Annotated in this window: 14 protein-coding genes; 3 read left to right on the forward strand and 11 right to left on the reverse strand. The window is 72.8% G+C overall.

Translation table 11 applies throughout. The features are described 5' to 3' along the window. Positions 1–53: 53 nt before the first annotated feature. Positions 54–1,670 carry an MFS transporter gene (locus ACIBUY_RS39120; protein WP_365573445.1) on the reverse strand — a complete coding sequence of 539 codons (1,617 nt, stop codon included), beginning with the start codon at positions 1,668–1,670 and terminating at the stop codon, positions 54–56. A gap of 240 nt (positions 1,671–1,910) precedes the next feature. On the opposite strand from ACIBUY_RS39120, the gene ACIBUY_RS39125 reads away from it, so the two are divergent. Further along, positions 1,911–3,011, forward strand: a complete 1,101-nt coding sequence (locus tag ACIBUY_RS39125; protein WP_399155199.1) for an FAD-dependent oxidoreductase — start codon at positions 1,911–1,913, stop codon at positions 3,009–3,011. A 266-nt stretch (positions 3,012–3,277) separates the two neighbouring features. Here the strand turns inward: ACIBUY_RS39125 and ACIBUY_RS39130 are convergent, their stop codons facing one another. After that, positions 3,278–5,500 carry an MMPL family transporter gene (locus ACIBUY_RS39130; RefSeq protein WP_399155200.1) on the reverse strand — a complete coding sequence of 741 codons (2,223 nt, stop codon included), beginning with the start codon at positions 5,498–5,500 and terminating at the stop codon, positions 3,278–3,280. Positions 5,501–5,635: 135 nt separating this feature from the next. Further along, a complete protein-coding gene (locus tag ACIBUY_RS39135) occupies positions 5,636–6,427 on the reverse strand; it encodes an alpha/beta fold hydrolase (protein ID WP_365573436.1) in 792 nt (263 codons plus the stop codon). 172 nt (positions 6,428–6,599) lie between these two features. Here ACIBUY_RS39135 and ACIBUY_RS39140 point away from each other — a divergent pair, with 172 nt between their 5' ends. Beyond that, on the forward strand, positions 6,600–7,091 hold the full coding sequence (locus tag ACIBUY_RS39140) for a hypothetical protein (RefSeq protein WP_399155201.1): 492 nt from the start codon (positions 6,600–6,602) through the stop codon (positions 7,089–7,091). Between the two features lie 47 nt (positions 7,092–7,138). Here ACIBUY_RS39140 and ACIBUY_RS39145 read toward each other — a convergent pair whose 3' ends face one another. The 3 genes from ACIBUY_RS39145 to ACIBUY_RS39155 are packed head-to-tail and all read right to left on the reverse strand — an operon-like array spanning position 7,139 to position 10,082. Beyond that, positions 7,139–8,524: a YcaO-like family protein gene (locus ACIBUY_RS39145; RefSeq protein ID WP_399155202.1), complete on the reverse strand. Its 1,386-nt coding sequence runs from the start codon at positions 8,522–8,524 to the stop codon at positions 7,139–7,141. Continuing rightward, the gene (locus ACIBUY_RS39150; protein ID WP_399155203.1) at positions 8,524–8,754 is read right to left on the reverse strand and encodes a hypothetical protein; all 231 of its coding nucleotides are present in this window, start codon (positions 8,752–8,754) and stop codon (positions 8,524–8,526) included. Before ACIBUY_RS39150 ends, ACIBUY_RS39145 begins: the two co-directional genes overlap by 1 nt. Beyond that, on the reverse strand, positions 8,751–10,082 hold the full coding sequence (locus ACIBUY_RS39155; protein ID WP_399155204.1) for an MDR family MFS transporter: 1,332 nt from the start codon (positions 10,080–10,082) through the stop codon (positions 8,751–8,753). Before ACIBUY_RS39155 ends, ACIBUY_RS39150 begins: the two co-directional genes overlap by 4 nt. 356 nt (positions 10,083–10,438) lie before the next feature. Between ACIBUY_RS39155 and ACIBUY_RS39160 the strand changes: the two genes are divergently transcribed. After that, entirely contained in the window at positions 10,439–11,281 is an 843-nt protein-coding gene (locus ACIBUY_RS39160) for a hypothetical protein (RefSeq protein ID WP_399155205.1), read from the forward strand. A gap of 165 nt (positions 11,282–11,446) precedes the next feature. Here ACIBUY_RS39160 and ACIBUY_RS39165 read toward each other — a convergent pair whose 3' ends face one another. From ACIBUY_RS39165 to ACIBUY_RS39185, 5 genes are all read right to left on the reverse strand, one after another. Further along, entirely contained in the window at positions 11,447–12,268 is an 822-nt protein-coding gene (locus tag ACIBUY_RS39165) for an AfsR/SARP family transcriptional regulator (RefSeq protein ID WP_365573469.1), read from the reverse strand. Positions 12,269–12,492: 224 nt separating this feature from the next. Beyond that, positions 12,493–13,341 carry a 4'-phosphopantetheinyl transferase superfamily protein gene (locus ACIBUY_RS39170; RefSeq protein ID WP_365573419.1) on the reverse strand — a complete coding sequence of 283 codons (849 nt, stop codon included), beginning with the start codon at positions 13,339–13,341 and terminating at the stop codon, positions 12,493–12,495. Next, positions 13,338–15,131 (reverse strand): polyketide synthase, encoded by a 1,794-nt coding sequence (locus ACIBUY_RS39175; RefSeq protein WP_399155206.1) that lies wholly within the window; start codon positions 15,129–15,131, stop codon positions 13,338–13,340. Before ACIBUY_RS39175 ends, ACIBUY_RS39170 begins: the two co-directional genes overlap by 4 nt. Positions 15,132–15,152: 21 nt before the next feature. Next, positions 15,153–15,890 (reverse strand): phosphopantetheine-binding protein, encoded by a 738-nt coding sequence (locus tag ACIBUY_RS39180; protein ID WP_399155207.1) that lies wholly within the window; start codon positions 15,888–15,890, stop codon positions 15,153–15,155. Positions 15,891–15,912: 22 nt separating this feature from the next. Then, complete coding sequence (locus ACIBUY_RS39185; protein WP_365573410.1) at positions 15,913–16,758, reverse strand: AfsR/SARP family transcriptional regulator; 846 nt, start codon at positions 16,756–16,758, stop codon at positions 15,913–15,915. Positions 16,759–16,774: the final 16 nt, after the last annotated feature.

The following is a 16,774-nucleotide window of genomic DNA, read 5'->3' on the forward strand; positions in this document are numbered from 1 at the left end:
AACCCCCGGACACAGGGTGTGTCCGGGGGTTTTCCGTGCCTGCTGTCGTGTCGTCAGACCAGCGTGCTCTTCCCGGCCTCGGACGTCTGCGCGCCCGGGGCGGGGACGGAGCCGCTGTCCTCGGTCGTCTCCGCCGCGTCGGCCGGTGCCACCGCACCGCGCGACGGCAGGAAGAGGGCCGCGAACACCGCGGACACCAGGGAGAGCACGGCGACGGCGATCAGGACCAGGCTCACGCCGTGGATGAAGGCGGCATGGCCGGAGGCCAGCAGCTCGGGGTTCTTCAGCTGGTCGGCCACGGCGTTGGACGCCGTCACCGACTCGCGTGCCGCGTCGGCGGCGGGCTCGGGCAGCCCGGTCACCGAGAGCCGGTCGAGGAAGCCCGCGCTGAGCAGGCTGCCGAGCCCCGCGACACCGAGTACGCCGCCGAGTTGCTGCACGGTCTCCAGCAGGCTGGCGCCCTGGCCGGAGTTCTCCGTGGTCAGCGAGGACAGCGCCATGCTGGTGGCGGGCACCATGACCATGCCGAAGCCGAGTCCGGCCACGGAGAGCCACAGCGCGGTGAACCCGTACCCGTCGCCGCTGTCGGTCCGGGCACCCAGCAGGGCGCCCGCGGCGAGCAGGACCAGGCCTGCCGGCATGACGATCCGGGCCCCGAGCCGGGGCATCAGGTTCTCGCTCAGCGTCGCGGCCACCAGCAGACCGCCCATCATCGGCAGGACGCGGACGCCGGTGCCGAGCGCGTCGCTGCCGAGCACGCCCTGCAGGTACTGCGGCACCACGAACAGGATGCCCATGATGGCGAAGTTGCCGAAGATCGCGACCAGCGTGCCCCACAGGAAACCCCGGTGGGAGAAGAGCTTGAGGTCGACCAGCGGATGGGCGTACGTCCGCTCGCGCACCACGAACCCGGCGGCCAGCGCGACACCCGCGATCAGGCTGACGATCACTCCAGAACTGCCCCAGCCGTCCTCCGGCACCAGGATGGTGCCGTAGACGAGCGCGGTGATGGCCAGGCCGCCGAGCACCGCTCCGAGTGCGTCGAAGGAGGCGGCCTGGGCCTTCTCCTTCACCTGCGACACTGCGGCGTCGCGGTCGCTCGGCAGCAGCCACGCGGCCGCGACCAGCGCGATGACGACGACGGGGATGTTGAACAGGAAGATCGATCCCCACCAGAAGTGATCGAGCAGCCAGCCGCCGACCACGGGGCCGACCGGCATGCCGAGAGCGGCGGCCGCGGTCCAGGTGGCGATCGCCTTGGACAGCTCCTCCTTGGCGAAGATCCGGTTCAGGAGCGCCATCGACAGCGGCATGATCATCGCCGCGCCGACGCCGAGCACGGCCCGCACCGTGATCAGTGCGCCCGTCGAGTCGACCAGCGCCCCGACCAGGGAGGCGACGCCGAACAGGCTGATGCCGGTGAGCAGCAGCCGTTTCTGGCCGAAGCGGTCACCGAGGATGCCCACCGGCAGCATGACGGCGGAGAGCGTGAGCAGATATCCGCCGCTGATCCACTGCAACTGGGAGTTGCTGGCGTCCAGGTCGCGGGCGACGGTGGGCAGCGCGACGTTGATGATCGTGCCGTCGAGACCGATGATCAGCACGCTGAGGGCCAGTGCGGCCAGTGCCCACCAACGGCGTGGTGAGGTCGAGAGGGCAGGTGCTGTCAAAGCAGCCTCCAGGGCGGATTGTGAACAGATGGAGCGGTTCAAGAGGTGTGGAGGGGCACCGAGTTGACAGGCTGCACACGTGCGGGCACGGCGGAGCGACAGGGGTGTCCCTCACCCCACCAGGGTGCGCACCGGCGATCGCGGCACGCTTGAGCGCCACTTGAGTTCCGAACGCGCTCCGCCCGTGCGGGCACCAGACTGCGTAGCGAGATCAAGGGACTGCCGGGACGGGAGAACGTGATGAGCAGCAGGAGCGTGTTGATTTCCGGGGGCGGGATCGCCGGGGCCACCCTGGCGTACTGGCTGGCCCGGCACGGCTTACGGGTCACGGTGGTCGAGCGGGCCGCGACCGCCCGCTCCAGCGGCAGTCCGGTGGACGTACGCGGCCCGGCCTTCCAAGTGGCCCGGGACATGGGGGTGTTGGACCGCATCAGGGAGGCGACGACCGGGGCGCGCGCCATGACGTTCGTCGACGACTCGGGGCGCGCGACGGCCCGGATGGGGTTGGCGCAGGCCGACATCAGCCGGCAGGTGGAGCTGCCGCGCGGGGATCTCGCCGCGATTCTGTACGAGGCCTGCCGGGACGACACCGAGTTCCTCTTCGACGACTCGGTCGTCGGTCTCGCGCAGGACGCCGACGGGGTGGACATCACCTTCGAGCGGGCCGGGGACCGGCGCTTCGACCTGGTGATCGGCGCGGACGGACTGCACTCGAACGTACGGCGGCTGGTCTTCGGCCCCGAGTCGCGGTTCGTGCGCGGCATGGGCCTGTACGCGGCGACCACACCGGCCGATCCCTCGCTCGAGCACGACCCGCAGCGGGTGGTCATGTACAACACCCCGGGCAAGGCGGTGGCCGTGTCACCGGCCCGTACCGGCGCGCTGGCGTTCTTCGTGTTCCGCAGCCGTACGGTGCCGGGGTTCGACCACCGTGACATGGCGCAGCACAAGCGGCTGTTGAGCGCCGCGTACGCGAACGCCGGCTGGCGGGTGCCGGAGCTGCTGAAGCGGGCCCGGGCCTGTGACGAGCTGTACTTCGACGCGGTCAGCCAGGTGCGCCTGGACCGCTGGTGGGACGGCCGGGTGGCGCTGCTCGGCGACGCGGCGTCCTGCATCTCGCTGTTCGGCGACGGTTCCAGCCTGGCGATGGCCGGGGCGCGCACGCTGGCGCAGGAGGTGGCGGCCGATTCCGGCGACCTGAGCGCGGCGCTGGCCCGGTACGAGGCCGCACACCGCCGCCTCGTCATGCCCAAGCAGCGGTTCGCGGGCCTCGCGTCGCGCTGGCTGGTCCCGGCGACGCGCTACGGCATCCGGCTGCGGAACCTGACGGTCCGTAAGTAGGGGCCCGTCGGAACCCCGTCCGCTTCCCCTCCCCCGCACGTGGTCGTGGGGCGCCCCGGCCCGGGGGGGCCCCGGGCCCCCCCCCCCCCGGGGGCGGGGGGGGGGGGGGGGCCGGGGCGCGGGGGGCGGCCCCCCGGGGGGGGGGCGGGGGGCGGGCCCCCCCCCCCCCCCCCCCCCCCCCCCCCCCGGGGGGGGGGGGGCGCCCGCGCGGCGCCGGCCCCCCCCCCCCCCCCCCCCCCGACCGGGTCGCAAGCGTGGCGGACGCGTCAGCGCACGTCGGCGCCGACCTCGGGGAGCGCCTCGTCCAGGTCCGCCAGGTCCGCGGCGGTGGTCGCCCCCACCGGCGCCGGCACCTCGACCGTGCTCGTGGCGGTGGCCGACCGGCCGCGCACGCCCGAGCCGAGCCAGGCGGTGTGTCCGAGGATGCCCATCACCGCGGGCAGCAGGATCATCCGGACGATGCCGACGTCCACCAGGACCGCGGCCGCCAGGCCGACGCCGATCATCTTGATGGACGGGTCGCTGATCGGGACGAAGGACAGGAAGACCAGCGCCATGATGGCGGCCGCCGCGACGACGACCAGGGCGGTGCTGCCCAGGCCCGCGCGCAGGGCACGCACCGGATCGCGCGTCCGGTCGTACTCCTCCTTGATCGCGGAGAGGATGAACACCTCGTAGTCCATGGAGAGTCCGAAGAGCACCGCGAACAGCAGCATCGGAACCATGGAGATGATCGGCACCGTCGCGTCGAGACCGATCAGGGACAGGCCCCAGCCCCACTGGAAGACCGCGACGAGCACCCCGATCGAGGAACCCACCGACAGCAGCGCCATCAGGGCCGCCTTGAGCGCCATCAACGGCGCCCGGAACATGCCGATCAGCAGCACCACGGCCACACCGAGCACGGCGAGCACCATCCAGGGCAGCCGCTTGCCGACGGCGTCGGACAGGTCGGTGACGAACGCGGTGGTCCCGCCGACGTAGACCTTGACGCCGGTGCCGGCCACCGCCCCGGGCGCGATGTCGTCCCGGATCCGGTGCAGCAGATCGCTGACCTGCTGGGCCTGCGGACCGTGCTTGGGCACGACCGTCACCAGGGCGACTTCCTTGTCCTTGCTGAGCGCGGCCGGGGTGGCGTTGGCCACCTCCTTGTCCTTGCCGAGCGCGGTGCCGAGCCGCTTCAGCACGGCGTCGTCACCGCTGCCGCCGGGCAGCTTGGCGACGAGCATGAGCTGGGCGTTGCTGCCCGGCCCGAACGCCTCGGTGACCGTGTCGTAGGCCCTGCGCTGGGTGAAGCTCTGCGGGTTGTTGCCGTCGTCGGGCGTGCCCATGCGCAGGCTGAACAGCGGAATGCTGATGACGGCCAGGACCACCAGGGACGCACCGGCGAACAGGTAGCGGCGGCGGACGACGGCCCCCACCCAGCGTCCCCAGAAGCTGTTCTCCGGATCCGTGACGGGGCGCCTGCGGCGGCCCACGCGCAGGGCGTTGACCCGGTGGCCGAGCAGTCCGAGCACCGCGGGCAGCAGGGTCAGCGCCGAGGTCAGGGTCATCGCCACGGTCAGGGCCGCCGCCACGCCCATGCCGCCGATGAAGGGAATGCCGGTGAGCAGCAGGCCGAGGATGGCCGCGACCACCGTCGCACCGGCGAACAGCACCGCGTGCCCGGCGGTGGCCATGGCCTCGCCGACCGCCTCGATCTTGTCCTGGCCCCGCGCGAGGCTCTGCCGGAACCGGGTGACGACGAACAGGGCGTAGTCCACCCCGGCGCCGAGCCCCAGCATGACCGCCACGATCGGTGCGGTGGCCGGGATGTCCATGCCCGTGCCGGCGATGAGCACCAGTGCCGTACCGCCGGCCAGGCCGGCCAGCGCGACCAGCACGGGCAGACCCGCGGCCACCACCGAACCGAAGGCGAGCAGCAGGATGAGCAGAGCGACGGCGACACCGACCAGTTCGGAGCTGCCGGTCTCCGGCGCGGACGCCAGGTCGGCGACCTGGCCGCGGAACTCGACGTCGACACCGGCCTGCCGGGCCTTGTCGGCCGCCTTGTCCAGGCGTTTGAAGGCGTCGGCCGTCAGGTCACCGATCGGCTTGCCGTACTGGACGGAGCTGAGGGCGGTCTTGCCGTCCTCGCTGCGCGTGCCCTGGGCGGCCATCGGATTGTCCGCGGAGTTCACGTCGGGCTGCGTGCCGAACGCGGCGACGACGTCCTTGATGGCGGCGGCCTTGCCCGGATCGGAGAGACTGCCGCTCTCGGCCCGCCAGGTGACGTCGGCGCTCACGGCCCCCATCTCGGGGAAGTGCTCGGTGGCCAGGTCGACCGCCTTCTGCGCCTCGGAGCCCGGAATGCGGAACTCGTTGACGAACCCTCCGCCCGCGGCTTGTCCCAGGCCGAAGAGCGCCACGACGGCCAGCACCCACGCGCCGATCGTCAGCAGGGGGCGACGGGCGGTGGTCCGCCCTAACTTCCTGAGGATTGTCTCCATGACCTCAACTTCCTGGAGGGCGCGCGTCGCCCTGCCACAGGGCACGCGCAGTGGTGGGGGTCCGTCCTCCCGAAACGCTAGAGATCCGCATGAGCAGCTCGATACCCCTAACCACCCCTAATCCGGGCGAGCCGCTCAACCAGCCAGGGGCAGAGCGAAGTTGTCGAGGTTCTCGGTGATCGCGCGCACCACGTCGTCGCGGCGCGGCGTCAAGTAGAAGTGGCCGCCGGGGAATTGGCGGAAAGAGAACGGGCCGCTGGTGAACTCCCGCCAGCCCGCGGCCTCCTGGACGCTCACCCTCGGGTCGCTGTCGCCGGTGAGCACGCTCAGCGGACAGGCCAGCGCCGGACCGTCCGCGTCCGGCCGGTACCGGTACGTCTCGACGGCCCGGTAGTCGGCCCGGATCGCGGGCATCACCATGCGCAGCACGTCCGCGTCGGCGAACACGCCCGGGTCCGTCCCGCTGAGCCTGCGGATCTCCTCGAGCAGCCGGTCGTCGTCCAGCAGGTGCACCCGCTCGGCCCGCTGTACGTGCGGAGGCCTGCGGCCGGAGACGATCAGCCCGGCGGGCGGGTCGCCCGCCCGCTCGAGCAGCCGCGCCACCTCGAACGCGACGACGGCTCCCATGCTGTGCCCGAACAGCACGAGCGGCCGGTCCGCCCAGGGGCGCAGCGCCTGGTACGTGCCGTGCGCGAGCTCCTCGACGCTGGTCAACAGCCGTTCGTGGCGGCGGTCCTGACGTCCCGGGTACTGGATGGCCAGGACGTCCGCGTGCTCGGCCAGCGCCGCGGAGAACGGGAAGAAGAAGGATGCGGCCCCACCCGCGTGCGGCAGCAGGACCAGGCGATGGGCCCGCCCGTCGGCCGGGTGGAAGCGGCGTACCCACCCCTCGTCGTCGCTCTCGTTCGTCACTCGTGTCAGCGCCATGCGATTCAGCATGCGGAGCATCGCTCAACAGTCGCTCGAGCGCGGCGCGCGGTACACGGAAGATGCGCCACCGGTTAAGAACCGCCTTAGCGGCCGCCCCGACACTGACGGGCACGCTGTTCACCAAGAGACGAGGAAGATCATGCTCCGAATGGGACTGGGACGACGGGCAATGGTGGCGGTTGGTCTGGCCGCCGGTATCGCGGGCGTGCTCGTGACGATGCCGGCCGACGCGTCCACCGCCCGTGCCCACCACCACGGCTGTGTCACGTTCAAGAACCTCACCGAGACCGTGCTCAACGCGACGTACGACGACGCGGACCCGAAGGGCTACAGCCTCGGCGACAGCGGCAGTTGGCACAACCAGCTGACCGACTCGCGCGGCAGAGTCGTGGCCGACGTCACCGGCAACAGCCACGTGCTGTTCGCGCAGGGCGACGTGCTGTGGACCCACCAGGACAACACGGACACGCTGGCCGACGGTTCGGTCGTCCGCTCGATCGGCGTCACCAACGTCAACGACCTGGTGGCCGGCAAGGACGAGAGCCTGAAGGCCTGGGGCCTGACCGGCAAGTACGAGGGCTGGATCGGCACCCGCAGCTTCCGCCTGACCGACGTCGAGGACGTGTACGACTCGTCCTTGACGCTGTGCCCGAACCGCTGAGGAAGCATGCGTGCGGTGAGGCGGTCCGCGGTCGAACCCGGACCGCCTCAGCAGTGCGGCATCGGAAACCCGTTCAACTCCCCCTCCACGAGAGGCGTTTCGCGCCATCCGAGCCGCACCGGAGTCTCGCGGACCCGGGACGGCCCCCACATCGGGTAGGCCGCGGGCGCCGCCTGGACCGTGCCCGGGACGATGACGCGGTGCACGTGGAGCCCGGCGGCCGCGGCCTCGGGGCTGGTCAGGTCGACGTCGATGACCTCGAACCCGGCGGCGTCGGCCGCCGCGATCAGCGCCTCGGGGCCGCGCGGCCCCGGCCCGGCCGGCCAGCGGCCCTCGGGCAGGTCCCACGCCCAGGGCGCGACCCGCTCGGCGGCCCGCGGGTCCAGGTACAGCTGCGCCCCACACAACTGGTCGTGGAATCCGCCCACTTCACCGGTGGGCGTGCGGTACGAGTCCAGGTACCGCCGGTCGGCCCGGTACGGCTTGAGGAATCGGGAGCCGCCCGCCGCCCGCGCCGCGTCCGGCCGGTCCAGGAGCCGCCAGGTGCGCTGCAGCGACCAGGCCTCGGCGAGCGCCTTCGCGGCCGCCTCGTACGGGTCGGAGCGCGCCGAGAAGCCGTACGTCAGCCAGCCCTCGGCACGGCTGCGCACCCCTGCGGCGAGCACCGGCAGGCCGAACTCGCTGTGCACGTGGACCAGGCGCACGTCCACCTCGTGGCGTGCGCCCGCCAGCAGGGGCCGCAGGTCCTCGGGGAGGGGCAGCGAGGGCAGGGGCTGCGCGGCGGCCCACCACAGGGCGGCCGCGTCCCGCTCGACGATCTCCGCCAGCGCACCGGCCACCGCCTGCCCGGCACCGGCCCCGGCGGCCGTGCCGCCCAACGGCGGGAAGACATGGGGCGGTTCGGGGCGCGGCCGTGGCATCTGCCGCCAGGCCGAGTACACCAGGAACGCCGGTACGTGGACGGGGGCGTCGCGGGTCAGTGAGCGGGCCTCGACCCAGTGGACGGGCGAGTCGGCGGTGAAGGGCAGGAACGGGAAGCCCGCGGTGGCGTACTGCCGCGGCGTGTACAGCGGCAGGTCCGCCGGATCCAGGGCGGGCACCCCGCGCCGGCGCAGCTGCGCGTGACTGGCGTACAGCAGGCGGCCGGGCGGCGGTGCGAGGTCGCCGCAGCGCCGTTCGACGGCCTCGCCGCGTGCACACACCTCCGCCTCCTGCGCCGAGTGCCAGGAGGTGCCGAAGGTCTGCCGGGTGCCGGACCACGGCAACTCCCGCTGCACGGAGTCCAGTTCGGCCACGGCCAGGTGCAGGGCGGCCGGGGCGCCGTCCAGGCCCCGGAAGGCGCGCACACCGGTGACGTACGGGAAGGGCGGGCCGGAGCCCGGCGCGGTCCGCGTCGTCGCGGACCGGCCGGGCTCACCGAGACGCACGGACATCAAGCCGCGTACGTCGCGAGACAGTCCTTGAGCGCCAAGTCCTCCTCGAGGAAGGTCGCGCGCACACAGGTGTTGTACGGCAACACGTCGTGGTCTTCGAAGGACGCGGAAACACACGTGTTGTACGGCAACACGCCCTGTTCGTCGAAGGACGCGAAGACGCAGGTGTTGTACAACAGCACGTCCTGGTCACCGGGCAGGGTGGCGGAGGCGAGGGTCATCGGGTTCATGTGACGTGTCCCTTCAGGTTGTTGGTCGCGTACTCGGTCTCGTGCTCGGTCTCGTGCTCGAAGTGATGCTCGGAGTGGTGCTCGGTCTCGTACTCGGTGTTGCCAGGGGACGGCCGTGTGCCGCCCCCACCCCGCACGGCAGTCGCCGTACGGAAGCTCTCGCTGCCGACGATCAGCAGCCAGCCGCAGCCGGCCAGCACGCCGAGCGCCACGCAGCCGCCCCACAAGGTCCCGGGGCCGAAGCGGTCCAGGCACCAGCCGCCGGCCGCCGGGCCGATGAACGCGGCAACGGACCACGCCGCGCCGTACGCCCCCAGATAGCGCCCGCGGTGATCGCGCGGGGCGCGCTCGGCCGTCACGGCGCTCCCCGCGGGCGCCTGGAGCATCTCGCCGAGCGTCCACACGCCGACGGCGAGGAGATAGACGGGCGCCCCGTGGGCGAACGCGTTCAGGCCGAAGCCCGCACCGCCCAGCAGCCCCGCGGCACCCAGCACCCGGGCCCGTGAACGCCGGGCGAGCAGCCGGGTCAGCGGCACCTGGAGGGTGACGACGAGCAGCGCGTTGAGGGCGTTGACGGCGCCGAACAGCTGCGGCGAGTGCCCCTGCCCGGCCATCACCACGGCGAGCGCGCCGGAACGCTGCTCGAAGGCCACGGCGAACACCACGGTCAGCACGACGAAGGCGAGGAACAGCCGGTCGGAACGGAGCGTGCGGCCCGGCAGCGGGCGGGGGCCGGGTCCGCGCGCGGTGTGCGGGCGGGTCTCCGGCACCTTGGCCCACACCAGCAGCGCACACAGCGCGGTGGTCGCCGCGTCCGCCACGAACAGGACGGTGTAACTGTGGGCGGCCAGCAGACCGGCGAGCGTGCCGGAGACGGCCAACCCGGCGTTCACGGCCCAGTAGTTGAGGGAGAACGCCCGCTGCCGGTCCTCGGCCGCGACGACGTCGGCCAGCGCGGCACCGGCCGCGGGGCGCACGATCCCGGCGCCCGCGCCCACCGCGAACGCGGCCGCGGCGACGGCCGTCCGCCCCTGGGCGAAGCCGAGCAGCAGCATGCTCGTCGCGCTCAGGCAGTGTCCGGCGATCAGCGTCGGACGCCGGCCCACGCGGTCGGCGCACACCCCGCCCGTGCCGTTGCCCAGCAGCGCGCCGACCCCGAGGAACGCCAGCACGAGGCCCGTGTACGAGGCCGAGTAGCCGCGGTCCGCCGTCAGGGAGAAGGCCAGCATCGGGCCGGCGAACGCGCCCAGCCAGTTGACCAGCAGGCTCGCCCAGATCCACCAGAACACCGGGGGCAGACCGCGCAACTGCCGTGTGGTCGTGGGCATGACGGACCTCCCTCGGGCAGACGGACGGACCTCTGGCCCGGCCCACCCTCACCAGACGCGGTGGAGAAACGCTCGAGATTCACCCCTGTCCCGCCGGAGGAGCAGCAGCGTGCCGCTCGTCCGCACCCCCTTCCGTTCCCCTGACCCGTAGTTCGGCCCTAGGGGTCGATAGGGGTACTGAAGGCGCTCAGGACCGCTCTACGCTCGATGCGGCGAGAGCGGCGGGACACCGAGGGTTATCGCGAGCCCCGACCCCCGAGGGGCTCACGGTCAGGGCCCGCCGCTTCTCGCCTTCCGTCTTCGTCCTCGTCGTGCGAGCGGACGCCGCACACCGATGCCATCACCGAGGAGGGGCCGTGCCTGCTCTCGAATACTGGGAAGAGTTGCGAAGCGGCGACACGGGGCAGGTGATCCTCGCCGTCGACGGCCTGCCCGGCGCCGAATTCCCGTCGGGCTTCTGCGATCTGGCCCCGCTGCTCGACACCCCGCACGCGCTGTGGCGCGCCCTGCCGGTCACCGGGTCAGGGCCGTCCCCGAACGACGAGGGACCGGACGGCGAAGGACTCAAGGGCGAAGGGCTGGACGCCTACGTCCGGCCGTGGATCGCCGGGGTCGTCGCCACCGGGCTGCGGGTGCACACCGTCCTGGGCAGCAGGGTGGGCGGCATCTACGCGGGCGTGATCGCCCGGGCGCTGGCCAGGCACCAGGACGCGGGGCCCGAACTCCTGCTGTTCGACCCGGAGTTGATCGACGCGGGCAGCATCATCGACGAGTTCCACCGGGTGCTGTCCCAGCTGTCCACCCCGCTGGCCTACGACGAGCTCGGCACCCTGGAGCTGAAGGCGGCGACCGCTGCCGACGCCGCGTTCGACGACGTCGAGGCGCTCGCCGCCGACCTGCGCGGCCTGCTGGCCGGCGTGCCCGGGGTCGAGGAGGCGGAACTGGCGCTCGCCGCAAGGCGGTTCGACGCCCTCACCCGCGCCGAACCGGTCGACGTACTGCCGCTGTGGTCCACGCGGACGGCCCTGTGTTCGTCGAGCCCTGACCGGGGCCTGGCCCGCGCCCGCAGCGCCCTGCTGCTCCCGGAGGCCGGTTTCGTACGGGAGGAGATCGTGTTCTCCGACGACCACACGGCCGTCTTCAAGAGCACCCAGGTCGCCCGCGCCGCCTCCGACCTGCTGCACTCCTACGGAGTCTGAACCAGGTCCACCGGGCGGGCCGTTCGCGCTCGAGGCCCGCCCTATCGCGACCGGCCACCATGGAACTCCGGCGAACCGGACCGCCGGAAGGCGTGGCTCCCGAGCTGCCTCATATCCCCCGCCGGGACAGCTCGGGACCCGCGTGTCCGGTCAGCGCACAGGCTCTTACGCCGCGAACAGGTCGAAGGTGGAGCTGCGCCGCGGCCCCGCCAGCACGTCGAGCATCGGGTCGACCGCCAGCATCGCCTGGTGCAGCCGCTGCAGCTGCGGAGAGGGCTCGACCCCCAGTTCCTCGATGAGGCGGCCGCGCAGCCTGCGGTAGACGTCCAGGGCCGAGCTCTGCCGCCCGGAGCGGTACAGCGCGACCATCACCTGGGAGTGCAGGCCCTCGTGGCGGGGGTGCCGTGCCGTCAACTCGACGAGTTCCGCGATGAGTCCGGCATGGCGGCCGAGCCGCAGGTCCGCGTCGATCCGCCGCTCCACGGTGACCAGGCGGCTCGCCTCGAGGCGCATCGCCTCGATCTCGAGGACCGGCCCGAGGCGCACGTCGACCATCGTCCGGCCCCGCCACAGATCGAGCGCGTTACGAAAACAATCGGCGGCGACCTGATTGTCGCCGGCCTCGAAAGCGACCTGACCCTCACGCGCCAGCGTCTCGTACTGTCGTACGTCGATATCGGTGCTGGGAATCTGCAGCAGATATCCGCCGTGCCGGGTGGCGAGCACGTCCTTCACACTGCCCGCGTCCCCGGGACCCATGGCCACACCGATGCGCCGGCGCAACTGCAGGATGTAGGTCTGCAAGGTGGTGAGTGCGCTCTGTGGAGGGTTGACCGACCAGATTTCTTCCATCAGAGTCGGCACCGGGATCACCCGGCCGGGAGAGAGCGCCATCAGCGCCAGGATCTGCCGCGGCTTCCCCGCAGAAGGAACGATCGATTCTCCGTTGACCTCGGCACCCAACGGGCCCAAGAGCTGAATCTTCAACGCGAGCACCTTCCCCGTCGCTCGTCCGTTCTCCGCCACGTGCACGGCCCGTTTTGTTTGCGCAGAAAAGCAAGCTATCCGACCGTTAACCAATCGATCAGATTTCTCCAGTGGATCTGTAGCGCGCCTTTAATTCCGCTGGTTCTCAACTGTTTTCGAATTCATCCACAATTCTTCGTGCGTCCATTCGACCGGCGGGGTCGGCGGGACCGACGGGACCGGTGTCAGGAGACGAGCAGGCCGTTTCCGCTGTCGCGCACCGGCTCGGGCAGCGTCAGCGTCAGTGGCGCGGAACGCTTCCAGGGAAACCCGTGGAACAGTTCGAGGCCCGGCAGCGGACCCTGGTCGGCCTGGATCGCGACGGCGACGAGCACGCCGGGCACCGGCTCCAGCTCGACGAACGTCCAGGCGCCCTCGGTGTCGTCAGGGGGCGCCTGGAAGCCGAGTACGCCCTGGTCGTCGGCGAGGGTGAAGGCGAAGGAGTCGAAGTCCAGGCCGAGGCCGAGACCGCGTGCCTTGGTGTACGCCTCCTTCAGCGTCCACAGCCGCAGCACCCGGCGCTGCCACGGCCCCGAGGAGCGCGCCTGACCTATCCAGGTCTGCTCCCCGGGCGAGTACGTACGCGCGATGGTCTCGAGGGACTTGGCGTCCCGGTCGAGCCGCTCGATGTCGACCCCGATGCGCTGGCGGCGCACGACGCCGAGCAGGTTGTAGCCGCCCGCGTGCGACAGGTTGAAGTCCAACTCCGGCCCGCCGCGCGGCAGTCCGCCCGCCGGGTACTGCAGCGAGGGCCTGCCCTTGGGCGAGCGCCAGATCAGCAGCTCGGGTTCGACGAGGCCGACCTCCATCGCCAGCGCCCGCCGCACGAGGGTGTGCGCCACCACGTACTGCCGTCGGTCGCGCTCGAACATGAACCGGTCCGCGGTCTCCTTCTCCTGCCCGTCGAGCCAGTGCGTGGCGAGCACCGTGGCGATGCCGTCCGGCAGGTCCTCGTTGGCGCACAGCCACAGCTTCACCCCGGGCGCGGCACCCGGCCCCGCGGCGGGCTGTGGGGCGGGCTGTGAGGCGCTCACCGCTCGCTCCCGGCGCCCGAGGGGCCCAGCGGCCGGCGCAGTACGGCCGTGCCGGGCAGCCGCACCACGCGCGGCGGCGGCGGGGCCTCGGCGCCCACGTCGACGCCGGCCAGCCACAGCCGGGCCAGTTGTTCGTTGCGCCCCGCCTGCCACAGGGCGCGGACGTAGGCGCGGGTCTCGGGAACGTCCTCGATCAGCGGGGGTTCGTCCTCGCGGCCGCGCAGATCGACGCCGCGCACCGCACCGGAGTCCGCCCCCTCCTTCTCCTGGCGGCCGAACTCTTTGAGCAGGGAGGTGAGTTGGGCGAGGTCGCGGACGGCCACCGCGAGCCGGCAGGGTCCCGCGGCCCGGCCGGTGCGCAGCTCCGCGGCGACCTCGGCGGGCGTCGGCCCGGTCTTGCCCGCGTCCTGCAGCGCGGCCGCCCACCGGGCCAACTGCCGGGCGGTGGCGGTCAGATGACGCGGGGTCGGCGCCGAGAGCAGCACCAGCTGTTCGCCCTCGGCCCGGGTCCTGCCCTCGGCACGCCGCGGCACGACGTCGGCGGCGGCGCCCTCACCGGGCTCCTCGACGATCAGTTGCGCGCACACCCCGCCGCTGCCGTGCACGGTGACCGCGGCCCGGCGGCACACCGGGGCCCCGTCGTCCCCGCTCGGCACCCACGGCATCGCGTCGGCCCCGGGCAGGTTCGGCGCGAGGGTGCCGTGGTGCAGCTGCAGCACGGCCCGGGTCAGCGCGGCGGCACCGGTGGCCGCACCGGCGTCACCGACGCAGCGGGCCACCGACTGCGGGGTCTCCCACAGCGAGATGTCGCCCGGGCTGAGACCCGTGCGGTGCGCGGCGGCACGCAGCAGCCGGTCCTCGGCCGCTTCGGCTCCGCCACGGCCCCGCTGGACGACGGCACTTGAGCGGATGACGGCATGCACCAGGTCCCCGTCCGCGCGCGCCGCGGCGAGCGGTTTGAGCAGGACGGCGCCGACCGCCTCGCCGTCCCCGGCCCGCCGGGCGGGGCGCGGGCCCAGGTCGGCGGCGGCGACGAGGGCGACCGCGCACTCCCCCGCGGCCAGGGCGCCGAGCGCCTGGTGCACGGCGGTCAGGAAGGAGGACTCCGCGGTGTCGACGGTGCAGCTGGGACCGCGCAGGTCGAGCAGGTGCGCGAGCCGGTCGGCCATCCGCCAGGGGCTGCCGTACGCGTCCCGGTCCGGCCCTGCCCCGTCGGCGGGGGGCAGGGTCCGGCCGGCCGCGACGTACACGCCGAGGCTGCGCTCCGCGCCGTCGGCCGCGGTCAACTCCCGCAGCCGTGCGCCGGTGTGGCCGCAGCGTTCGAGTACGTCCCAGGCGGCCTCGAGGAGCAGCCGCTCGCGCGGATCGGCCGCGGCGGCCTCCTCCTCGGTGAGGCCGAAGAGCTGCGGGTCGAACGCGTCGGGGTCCGCGATGAGGTGCCCCGGCGCCGCGGACCCGGTGTCCCTGGCCTGGAGCACGCCGTGCCAGAAGGCGTCCACGTCCTCGGCGCCCGGGTAGCGCCCGGCGACCCCGATGACGGCGCAACCGTCCGCGACCACGGGGGCGACGGGCTCAACAGGCGCGGGGGACAAGGCGGTTGACGCGGGTACGGCGGGTACGGCGGATCGGGCCGGGCCGGCCCCGGGGCGGGGGTCCGGCCCGGCCACGCCTGTCGTGCGCTCGCCGGACTCGGGCGGCGCCGTGAACAGCGCTCCGCGCAGCAGCGCGAGCGCGTGCTCGCGCTCGAGCACGCCGTCCTTGTAGCGGGTGAGTATCTGCCGGTTGTCCATGACGCTGCGTTATCCGTCCCGTCAGGCGCGGGACCCCAGCAGCGCCACTGCCTCCTCGACGCTGAGCACGTCGTCGCGTACCGCGTCGAGCAGCGTCTCCAGGTCCCCGGCCGTCCGGGGAGCGACGGGGACGAGGGAGGCGAGATGGGCGGCCAGGGCGGCCAGGCTTCGGTGGTCGTGGAGGACGGAGGCCGGTTCGGCCAGTCCGTAGGTGTGGTTGACGCCCGCGATGAACTCGGCGGCGAGCACCGAGTCGAGCCCGAGCTCGGCGAAGGCCCGCTCGGCGTCGATGTCCTCGGGCGTGTGGTGCAGCAACCCGGCGAGCTGACGCCGCAGTTCGCCGAGGACGAGGGTGCGGCCCACGGTGGAGCGCGGCGACGGCGACGGCGCCGCGGGCGAGGCGGTGTTCCCCGGGATGCCCCCGGTGGCGTACCCGGAGGCAGGCCCGGCGGGATACCCAGCGGGATACCCGGCGGCGTCCCCCTCCCCCACCACGTGCCGTACGAGCGCCCGCAGGGTCGTGTACTCGAGCAGGTCGGCGGGGCCGATGCGGGTGCCGTAGCGCTGGTTGAGGGCCGAGGTGAACGCGACGTTCAGCATGGAGTCGAACCCGAGGGCCTGGAAGGGCCGTTCGGGATCGACGGCCTCCGGCGCGAGCTCCAGCATCTCGGCCAGGACCGCCGTGCAGGCGGCGAGCGCCGCGGACTCGGTGGCGGGCAGGCCGTCCTGCCCGGGCCCGCGCGGATCACTCTTCGTCACAGGTGTCTCCTCCCGGCGCCCGTCAGCCGATCGGCACGGTGCCCAGGGTGGACGGGGAGAGTCCCGGGTCCTCCCCCACCGCGCGCACGCCCTCGCCGGAGACGGCCAGCAGGGACTTGTGCAGCCGGATCAGCCGGGCCGAGGGTTCGAGACCGAGCTCCTGTACGAGCGTGGTGCGCAGCCTGCGGTAGATGCCCAGGGCCTCGCCGCGCCGCCCCGAGCGGTAGAGGGCGATCATGAACTGGGCGTGCAGGTTCTCGTGGGTGCGGTAGCGGCTGACCAACACCGTGAGTTCGGCGAGGAGTTCGCGGTGGTGCCCGAGGCGCAGGTCGGCCTCGATGCGCTGGTCCAGGGCGCACAGCCGGCTCTCCTCGAGCCGCTTGACCTCCATGGACAGCTGCGCGCCGAGCTGTATGCCCGCGAAGGCGGTCCCGGTCCACAGGTCGAGCGCCTCGCGCAGCGCGGCGGCGGCCTTGGGGAAGTCGCCGGCGTCCATGGCCCGGTAGCCCGTGCCCGCCAGCCGCTCGAACTCCCGCACGTCGTTGACGCCTTCGCCGCCGACCAGCATGTATCCGCCCGGCGCCGTCACGAGTACGTCCTTGGGCGTGCGCGGCGGGGTGTCCTCGGGGTCCTTCAACAGGGCCGTGGCGATGAGGTCGCGCAGCTGGAGCACGTAGGTCTGCAGTGTCGTCCGTGCGCTGCGCGGCGGGGTGCCGCCCCACAGCTCCTCGATGATCACCGACAGGGGAACCACCTGGTCGATGTGGAGGGCCAGCAGCGCCAGGACCTTGCGCGGTTTGGGTGCGGTCGGGGTGATGGACACCCCGTTCTCCCGCACCTCCAACGCCCCCAGAACCTCGATGTCCACGCCGCCGCCTCCCCGA

This window comes from Streptomyces sp. NPDC050085 (genome assembly GCF_044460595.1).
Lineage (GTDB): Bacteria > Actinomycetota > Actinomycetes > Streptomycetales > Streptomycetaceae > Streptomyces.

Bases quoted from the DNA above. Each gene is read 5' to 3' on its own strand.
- ACIBUY_RS39125 (WP_399155199.1), top strand. From the start codon at position 1,911: ATGAGCAGCAGGAGCGTGTTGATTTCCGGGGGCGGGATCGCCGGGGCC.
- ACIBUY_RS39130 (WP_399155200.1), bottom strand. From the start codon at position 5,500: ATGGAGACAATCCTCAGGAAGTTAGGGCGGACCACCGCCCGTCGCCCC.
- ACIBUY_RS39135 (WP_365573436.1), bottom strand. From the start codon at position 6,427: ATGGCGCTGACACGAGTGACGAACGAGAGCGACGACGAGGGGTGGGTA.
- ACIBUY_RS39140 (WP_399155201.1), top strand. From the start codon at position 6,600: ATGGTGGCGGTTGGTCTGGCCGCCGGTATCGCGGGCGTGCTCGTGACG.
- ACIBUY_RS39145 (WP_399155202.1), bottom strand. From the start codon at position 8,524: ATGTCCGTGCGTCTCGGTGAGCCCGGCCGGTCCGCGACGACGCGGACC.
- ACIBUY_RS39150 (WP_399155203.1), bottom strand. From the start codon at position 8,754: ATGAACCCGATGACCCTCGCCTCCGCCACCCTGCCCGGTGACCAGGAC.
- ACIBUY_RS39155 (WP_399155204.1), bottom strand. From the start codon at position 10,082: ATGCCCACGACCACACGGCAGTTGCGCGGTCTGCCCCCGGTGTTCTGG.
- ACIBUY_RS39175 (WP_399155206.1), bottom strand. From the start codon at position 15,131: ATGGACAACCGGCAGATACTCACCCGCTACAAGGACGGCGTGCTCGAG.